Genomic DNA, 7,644 nt, shown 5'->3' with positions numbered 1-7,644 from the left:
GAAAACGGAGCCAGCACCCCACAGATCGACACCATGGCCGCCTACATCACCGCCCTCGGCGGCGAACTGACCCTGCGAGCCGACTTCCCCGACCACGCCACCCAGACCACATGGCCCCAACCACACATGACAGAAAGCTGACACCCACACAGGTCGCCTTCACACTCGTACGCCTGCGGCATGTCGGTGCGCAGGACCACGCGCTGCGTGACGGCGCCGGTCGCGGCGCCGCCGAGTTCATCGCCGACCTGCGCGACAGCCTGGACCGCATGCTCGACGAGGCCGCAGCGATGCCCGCCGACCGCTGTCCAACCCTGGTCACCGCCCTCGCGGGATGGCGACACCCCGCCTGGTACACGTTCCACCGTGCCCGGCGTGAACTCGTAGTCCACCACCGCGACCTGAAGCACAGTTACACGACCCACGGCTGGCCCACCGGCTATGTCACCTGGGCGCCCGACGAGACCGCCGCCTCGTTGGCCGCACGCAACTTCCCAGAGGCTCGCTTCGAAGCGACCGACCTCGACCGCTCCTGGACCCTCGCACCCACCGGCCCCACCGCGACCGGCCCGGGCCACGCACTCCTTGCCTGGCTCGTCGGCTGCGGCCCGGACGAAGACCTCGAGTTGAAACGAACTGCCGACACCACCGGCGTGGCCGCTCCCGCCGACACCGGGCTGGGGTCGCGCAGCCCTGACCGATGAACGGAAGTGACGGTGGGTCGTGGTCCGCGGCTATTCCCGGACGGTCTGCTTGCCGCAATGGTGCGCGACGGTGTCGGCGAACGCGCGGGCCAGCGGGGAGAGGGCGTCCCAGCGGCGTACCGCCCAGCCCGCGGTGAGGGCGGGGAGCGCGGGGACGGGGATCAGCCGCAGGTCCGGGTGCCCGGGGCCGTTCCAGGCGGGCAGCGCCGGGACGACGGCCAGGCCCAGTCCCAGCTCGGCCAGCAGGATCGCGGTGTCCCAGTCGGTGACGCTGGTGTCGAACACCGGCTGGATCCCGGCTTCGGCGAGCCAGGCGCCGAGTTGCAGGCGGGAGGTTGAGTTCTGCGGGAGCCCGATGAGCCGGGCGTCCTGCAGGTCGGCCGGTTCAACGTGGGCCTTGGCCGCCAGTGGATCGGACGCCGAAACGGCGAGCGCCCAGGGGATTTCGACGACAGGACGTTGCTCGATGGCGCGGACCGGGAGCCCCAGGGTGATCCAGGCGAGGTCGACGCGGCCGGCTGCGAGCGCGTCGAAGCAGCCGCGGCTGGAGGTCTCGGTCTGGAACTCCAGGCTGGCCCGGGGAAAACGCCGCCGGAAGTCGACGACGGCCGCGGCCATGAAGTGCCGGACAGTCGTGGCCCCCGTCGTGACCCGCACCGATCCGCCTTCCGCGCGCGCGGCTTCTTCGAGTCGGCGCAGTGCGTGGTCGATGCCGCCCAGGCCCTCGGTGACCGCCGCGCTCAGCGTGTGCCCGGCCGGCGTGGGTACCACGCCCCGTGTGTGCCGTTCCAGCAGGCTCAGGCCCAACTCACGCTCCAGCCGCTTCACGTGCTGGCTGACCGCCGACTGCGTGCAGGAAAAGTCGCGGGCCACCGCGCTCAGCGAGCCGGCTCGACAGACCGCGGCGAAGACACGGAGATCTTCAAGAGTCACGACGACCCAAGGTATCGCTTGGAGCGATTCCAGTAAATCCGTTGATTGACTTGGGTCTCGGGGCGCTTGATCATTGCTGCAGGAACCAGGGCGGCAACCCGCCCGTCGCTCACCCGGTCCGGACGCGGTGCGGTGAGCGGCCGGCGGGTGTCGACCCGCATCGCGCTGAGGGGAGATGCCGTGGTCCACGCGCCACTCCTCCCGTCGGCTCCCGTCGGCCCTCCGCCCGGCTGAACGGGTCTCCCAAGGACGACAGGAGCTCAGATGAACACAACCCCGCTGACGGTGGCCGTCCTCGGACCGGGTGGTGTCGGAGGCCTGATCGGTGCGCTCCTCGCCCGTGACGGGCACCGCGTCATCTGCCTGGCCGGCGAGGCGACCGCCGCCGCACTGAGCCAGGGCGGCCTGCGCGTCGAAAGCGCCCAGTACGGGGACTTCACCGCAGCGGTCGAGGCGGACACACGGTTGCGAGAGGCGGTGGACGCCGTCTTCGTGACGGTCAAGCAGACCTCCCTGGACGAGGCACTCGACCGCGTCCCGGCCCCCGCCCTCGGCAACGCGGTCGTGATCCCGTTGCTCAACGGCCTCGACCACCTCGGCCTGCTGCGCGATCGCTACCCCTCGGCCGAGGTCGCCGCCGGCACGATCAGGGTCGAAGCCACGCGCACCGCACCAGGACGCATCAACCACACCAGCCCCTTCGCCAACCTCGAACTTGCCGCATCGCTCGACGAGTTCGCGGAGCAACTGCGGCACGCCGGTCTCGACGTGACCCTGCGGAGCGACGAGACGGCGATGCTCTGGGACAAGCTCGCCTTCCTCGCCCCGCTCGCCCTGCTGACCACCCGACACCGCGCGGACGTCGGCACCATCCGCAGCGACCGGCGACCGGAACTGCTCACCGTGCTCGACGAGATCACCGCCGTGGCCCAGGCCGCCGGCGCACCGGTGACGACCGAGACCGTTCTCTCCTTCTTCGACCGCGTCCCGGACACCATGAAGTCCTCCATGCAGCGTGACGCCGAGGCCGGACGCCCCCTCGAAGTCGACGCCATCGGCGGAGCCATCCTCCGCGCCGGCGCCGCCCACCACGTCGAGACCCCGGTCACGGCCCGACTGGTGGCAGAAGTCGCACGCCTGACGACCCCGGAGGCCTGAACCCGATGCGGCGATCCATCCCATCCGACGGCGGCTCACCAGGAAGCGACCGTGACCCTGCGGCGGCCTGGCCCGCTGTCCAGGCCTTCCTGCGCGCCCGAGGCGCCGGCGAGACAAAGCATCCCGGCGGTACGCTCCTGGACCACCTGAACCGCGTCGCCCGCCTGCTGGCGGAGTGGGGCGCCGGTCCGGACCTGAAGGCCGCCGGACTGTGTCACGCGATGTACGGAACCGACGGGTACGACCACGCCCTGATGGGCACCGACGAGCGCGAGCTTCTCGCCGAGCTGATCGGCGAACGGGCCGAGGCACTGGTCCACCTCTACGCCAGCTGTGACCGCGCAGTCGTGTATCCCCGGTTGGCGAGCGGGCGATCGGCGGTCTTCCGCGACCGCTTCAGGCGCACCGCGCAGAGGTCGAGAGGCTGCGAAAGACCTTGGAGGTCACGCACGGCGAGAACCTTGCCCTGCGACGGCGTCTGGCTCGGTACGAGGCGGACTGAAGTCCGAGCGGAGCCGTGGCACGATCCGAGCCCGTGGCGCAATATGCGCCGCAAGGACGACCTGCACCGCGTCGCCGCGGCTCCAGCTGTGACCGGATCGGTCCGTACCAGGACCTGATGAGGCCTGTCGCCACTCCCGCTGCGCCGGTCAGGCTTGGGGGCATGACCCGAGCACTGATCGTCATCGATGTCCAGGAATCCTTCCGTGCCCGCCCACTGTGGGAGACCATCTCCAACCCGAAGATCGCCGACGAGGTGGACCGACTGGTCCGGCTCGCCCGCCAGGCCGGGGACCTGGTGGTGTGGGTGCTGCATTCCGAGCCAGGCAGCGGCGATGTCTTCGATCCCGCCCTTGGCCATGTCCGGCTGATGGAGGAGTTGGAGCGCCTGGACACGGAGCCACTGATCCACAAGACCTCGCACAACGCTTTCACTACCACCAACCTCCAGCAACTCCTCACAGAGCGCGGTATCCACGAGCTCACTGTCTGCGGCATCCGCACCGAGCAGTGTGTGGAGACCACCACCCGCGTCGCGAGCGACTTCGGCTATCTGGTCACCTTCGTCATCGACGCCACCGCGACCAACCCCATCCCGCACCGTGACGCTCCCGCCGACCAGAGCATCGCCGAACTGCTCTCGGACCCCCGCACACTGAGCGCCGAGGAGATCATCAGGCGCACGGAGTACGCCCTTGCGGGACGCTTTGCCACCATCGCCACCGTCGGGCAGTTGGAGGCTGCGGCCGGGCCTCGGGCATGATGACCGGATCGTGAGCCACATCGCCTTCCTCCTGGTGCCCGGACTCCATCTGCTGGACCTAGCAGGCCCCGCGCAGGTCTTTTCCACGACCGCCGACTTCGGGGACCCCTACACACTCAGCTACATCGCCGAGCAGGCGCTGATTCCCACGGCTCAGGGCCTGCCCTTGGTGGCCCGGCTCGACTGGCCCGAGCTCGGCCCCGAGGACCTGATCCTGGTGCCCGGCTGGCGGGCGCTCGCCCTGGCCACCAGTCCCGTCATCGGTGCAGCCTCCCTGCAGTTCCTCCGGGACCACCACGCCAGGGGCGGCACCGTTGCCAGCGTCTGTGCGGGAGCCGAGGCGCTTGGCCGAGCTGGTCTGCTCGACGGCCGCCGCTGCACCACCCACCACGATCTGCAGGACGAGCTCGCACGCCGCTACCCCAGGGCGGTGGTCATCCGCGATGTCCTGTACACCGCCGACGACCGGGTGGTCACCTCGGCCGGCATCGCCAGCGGCATCGACCTGGCCCTGCACCTGATCGCGACCCGGCACGGCCCCGCCGTCGCCGCCCAGGTGGCCCGGAACATGGTCGTCTACGCGCGGCGCAACGGCCATGAACCCCAGGACAGCGCCATGCTCCGGTACCGGTCCCATCTCGACGACACCGTGCACCGCGCCCAGGACCTTCTTGACGCCTCCTTCGACCAGCCATTGCCCCTGCCAGCCCTGGCCGCGGCCGTGGGCGTGAGCGAACGCACCCTCACCCGACTCTTCACCCGTGCCACCGGCGGCCTCACCCCGCTGCGCTATCAGCAGACCCTCCGTCTCGAACGCGCCCAGCACCTCATCAGCCACGGCGCCACGGTCGATGCCGCCGCTCGCGCGGTCGGTTTCGAGGACCCCCGCATGCTGCGCCGCCTGCGAGCCCGCGAGATCTGACCGGTAGCCGCGTCGATGTCATGCCGTCGACGCCCTGATCTCTTATTTCAATGAGATCAAGCTGTCGCAGGTACAGATACGCTGTGGTCGATGTCAACCTTGGATGCCGTGTCGAGGACCACGCCGTCGTAGGCCGACAGCCAGCTGCCGGACACGGCCCGACACTGGTCGTCCTGCGTGACGTCTGCGCCGTCGCGCTGGAGGACGACCTCGCGCGTGTCACAGCTGCCGTATTGGGTCACCCAGTGCGGGAACTTCGCCCTGCTGTACCCAGGCACGTCGTTCTCAGGCGCGACCGTCAGGGTAGCCAGCTGCATCCGAGCTTCTGCAGGAGACGGAGGTTCCGGCCTCGGCATCGCCCGCTCCAGCTTCTGCTACTGGCGCCGCACCGCCGCGGACCGGGCCGCCCGGCAGGCGGCCGACGCCGCTCTCGCCACCCGGATACGGGCCGTGCACCGTGAGTCGGACGGCACCTACGGCGTCCCCAGGATCACCGCCGAGCTCCGCGACGACGGCGAGCGGATCAACCACAAGCGGATCGCGCGGGTGATGCGGAGCATCGGCCTGGCAGGCGTGCGGCTGCGTCGCAGGCACCGCACCACGATCGCGGACCCCGCCGCGGCGAAGGCCCCGGATCTGATCGGCCGCGACTTCACCGCGAACGAGCCGAACACGAAGTACGTCGGCGACATCACCTATCGTCCCGTGGACGGCGGGAAGTTCCTCTACCTGGCCACCGTCATCGACCTCGCCTCACGCCGCCTCACCGGCTGGGCGATCGCGGATCACATGCGCACCGATCTCGTCATCGACGAGTACGCGAAGCGCTACAACAGACACCGGCCGCACCGATCCCTCGGACAACGGCCACCAGACCAACTCACCAGCCCCGAGCCGCCCATCGCCAGGGACAACACTCGCATTCGTCGACGCGACCGACTCAGTGACCTTATCTACGAATACTCGCAGGTCGCATAGGGTGACACAGATTCCGGCACCCACAGGCACCCTCCATGCATACCGGCATACCCCATGACCTGCACGGATGGGATTTCCGGCAAGCGCTCGTCCGCTTGGCACACTATTCTTCACCGAGATACCCCCGCCGACTGTCTCGCCACAGCGCTCCAGAGCCGGATACGGCACTCGCGCTCTGGGAGTGACCTATCTGCCGGCGGACGCCAAGGGGCTTTGCCTCGCCTTGACGCAGGTCGCTCGCAACGACCAGGACGCCCGCGTGCGACCTGCCTGCGAAAACCGACTCAGCGACATCACCGACAGTCCCCCCACCCCTGTCGCATGGGGAGCGCGACTCCGTGCTCCCACCCTGAAAGGAGGTCGAGAGCCGACAAGGGCCCTTATGCCTCTCGATGCAGAGAGCATCCGAATCAACCGGGTGCCCCCAGGAGCCTGCGGTTGACGACGGCGCACAGGGGCGCCGTACGGCGCCGTAGGTCTACCGGATCGGGTGATGGACGAATCGGACGCCGTTGACCCGTCTGCGAGTTGGGAGCACGAGGGCTCCCAGAGGGCTCCCCATTGCTCCCTGCCCGGACATGGTTAAGGCCGCCTCCGCTACCCGCGGAAACGGCCTCCGACCTGCGATGATGCTGGTCGGGACGACAGGATTTGAACCTGCGACCCCTTGACCCCCAGTAGTGACTACTCTCTGCAACTATCCGTACCAGGCTGTAGCGGTCCGTTCAGAGACGTACACCGCCACGTGAAGCCTAAGATGCACACCCCCCGCACACTACGCGCCAGCAGGCACCACCGGGCACAGTCGGCCGAGGCACCCCTCTTTCGAGTGACGCGAACCGCGGTCCGGCGACTTTAACCGCGCGGGACCGAGCCCAGCGCCATCCGCTCCGATCCACGAAACACCCGACGCCGACACCCCGCCCGAGGCCGACCCTCGGCATGCACCTTACTGGCCGCACGGCACCTGCACCCCGCACGATCGATAAGGGATTTATTATCATGGTAAGGGTGCAAGAGATTCCGGGAGGACATGATGGCCAAGATCACCATTGAGATCGACGAGGAGCGCCTCGCCGAGGCCAAGCAGCTCCTGCACACCGAGGACGACACTGAGGCCGTGGCCAAGGCGGTGGACATCGCGGTCGGTGCGATTTACCAGCGCCGCGCGGCCCGCCAGCGGCTGAGCGAGCTCGCCGGCGAGGGCGGCGCCTTCGGCGAGGCCCGCCCGGCGTGAGCGAGTCATATCTGATCGACACCAGTGCCTGCAACCGGCTGTTCCGGATCCCCGCCGTGGAGCGACGCTGGGCCGCCATCCTTGATGAAGGCCGGATGAGCGTGTGCGAGATCACCGAGCTTGAACTGGTCCATGCCGTCGGCGGCCGCGAGGAACGGGCCGTACTGGAACGCTATCTCCACGACGCCTTCGGCTGGACCCCTGTGCCCGACCGTGCACTGACCCGCGCCCGGCAGGTACAAGACCTCCTCGTCACCTCGAGCTTGCACCAGGGACCGGGAGCAGTCGACCTGATGACCGCCGCCACCGCAGAACTGTGCGGGCTGACACTGCTCCACTACGACGCGGACTTCGAAACCATCGCCAAAGTGACCGGACAACCCCACCAGTGGATCGCCCCACGCGGCAGTGTCGACTGACAAGGACAACGGCCACCATGGACCACACC

At 68.9% G+C, this 7,644-nt stretch carries 8 protein-coding genes and 2 pseudogenes; 8 read left to right on the top strand and 2 right to left on the bottom strand.

Annotated features, from left to right (window positions below; genetic code table 11):
- The first annotated feature begins 110 nt into the window (after positions 1–110).
- Positions 111–704, top strand: a complete 594-nt coding sequence (locus tag ABFY07_RS42280; RefSeq protein ID WP_346179555.1) for a maleylpyruvate isomerase N-terminal domain-containing protein — start codon at positions 111–113, stop codon at positions 702–704.
- A 30-nt stretch (positions 705–734) separates the two neighbouring features.
- On the opposite strand, the gene ABFY07_RS42275 is transcribed toward ABFY07_RS42280, so the two are convergent.
- Positions 735–1,637 (bottom strand): LysR family transcriptional regulator, encoded by a 903-nt coding sequence (locus ABFY07_RS42275; RefSeq protein WP_346179554.1) that lies wholly within the window; start codon positions 1,635–1,637, stop codon positions 735–737.
- 264 nt (positions 1,638–1,901) lie between these two features.
- Between ABFY07_RS42275 and ABFY07_RS42270 the strand changes: the two genes are divergently transcribed.
- Genes ABFY07_RS42270 through ABFY07_RS42255 form a run of 4 tightly spaced genes read left to right on the top strand, consistent with a single transcriptional unit; the run spans position 1,902 to position 4,981 of the window.
- On the top strand, positions 1,902–2,795 hold the full coding sequence (locus ABFY07_RS42270; protein ID WP_346179553.1) for a ketopantoate reductase family protein: 894 nt from the start codon (positions 1,902–1,904) through the stop codon (positions 2,793–2,795).
- A 5-nt stretch (positions 2,796–2,800) separates the two neighbouring features.
- Positions 2,801–3,415: a DUF6817 domain-containing protein gene (locus ABFY07_RS42265; RefSeq protein WP_346179552.1), complete on the top strand. Its 615-nt coding sequence runs from the start codon at positions 2,801–2,803 to the stop codon at positions 3,413–3,415.
- A gap of 44 nt (positions 3,416–3,459) precedes the next feature.
- Positions 3,460–4,059, top strand: a complete 600-nt coding sequence (locus ABFY07_RS42260; protein ID WP_346179551.1) for an isochorismatase family protein — start codon at positions 3,460–3,462, stop codon at positions 4,057–4,059.
- Between the two features lie 10 nt (positions 4,060–4,069).
- Positions 4,070–4,981, top strand: a complete 912-nt coding sequence (locus tag ABFY07_RS42255) for a GlxA family transcriptional regulator (protein WP_346179550.1) — start codon at positions 4,070–4,072, stop codon at positions 4,979–4,981.
- A 77-nt stretch (positions 4,982–5,058) separates the two neighbouring features.
- On the opposite strand, the pseudogene ABFY07_RS43390 reads toward ABFY07_RS42255, so the two are convergent.
- Positions 5,059–5,337, bottom strand: a pseudogene (locus ABFY07_RS43390) (HNH endonuclease); the annotation flags it as partial.
- On the opposite strand from ABFY07_RS43390, the pseudogene ABFY07_RS42250 reads away from it, so the two are divergent.
- The 3 genes and pseudogenes from ABFY07_RS42250 to ABFY07_RS42240 form a co-directional block, all read left to right on the top strand.
- Positions 5,330–5,794, top strand: a pseudogene (locus ABFY07_RS42250) (IS3 family transposase); the annotation flags it as partial. The pseudogenes ABFY07_RS43390 and ABFY07_RS42250 overlap by 8 nt on opposite strands.
- 1,198 nt (positions 5,795–6,992) lie before the next feature.
- Complete coding sequence (locus ABFY07_RS42245) at positions 6,993–7,196, top strand: hypothetical protein (protein WP_089512233.1); 204 nt, start codon at positions 6,993–6,995, stop codon at positions 7,194–7,196.
- Positions 7,193–7,615, top strand: coding sequence for a PIN domain nuclease (locus ABFY07_RS42240; protein WP_346179549.1), 423 nt, complete (start codon positions 7,193–7,195; stop codon positions 7,613–7,615). Before ABFY07_RS42245 ends, ABFY07_RS42240 begins: the two co-directional genes overlap by 4 nt.
- Positions 7,616–7,644: the final 29 nt, after the last annotated feature.

Source organism: Streptomyces sparsogenes subsp. cuspidosporus, assembly GCF_039532705.1.
Classification (GTDB): domain Bacteria; phylum Actinomycetota; class Actinomycetes; order Streptomycetales; family Streptomycetaceae; genus Streptomyces; species Streptomyces sparsogenes.
The sequence above is the reverse complement of the archived record's forward strand: the minus strand, read 5'-3'. Positions and strand labels throughout refer to the sequence as shown.

Excerpts from the sequence above, each read along its gene's own strand:
- ABFY07_RS42245 (WP_089512233.1), top strand. The coding sequence starts at position 6,993 with ATGATGGCCAAGATCACCATTGAGATCGACGAGGAGCGCCTCGCCGAG.
- ABFY07_RS42260 (WP_346179551.1), top strand. The coding sequence starts at position 3,460 with ATGACCCGAGCACTGATCGTCATCGATGTCCAGGAATCCTTCCGTGCC.
- ABFY07_RS42265 (WP_346179552.1), top strand. The coding sequence starts at position 2,801 with ATGCGGCGATCCATCCCATCCGACGGCGGCTCACCAGGAAGCGACCGT.
- ABFY07_RS42280 (WP_346179555.1), top strand. The coding sequence starts at position 111 with ATGGCCCCAACCACACATGACAGAAAGCTGACACCCACACAGGTCGCC.
- ABFY07_RS42270 (WP_346179553.1), top strand. The coding sequence starts at position 1,902 with ATGAACACAACCCCGCTGACGGTGGCCGTCCTCGGACCGGGTGGTGTC.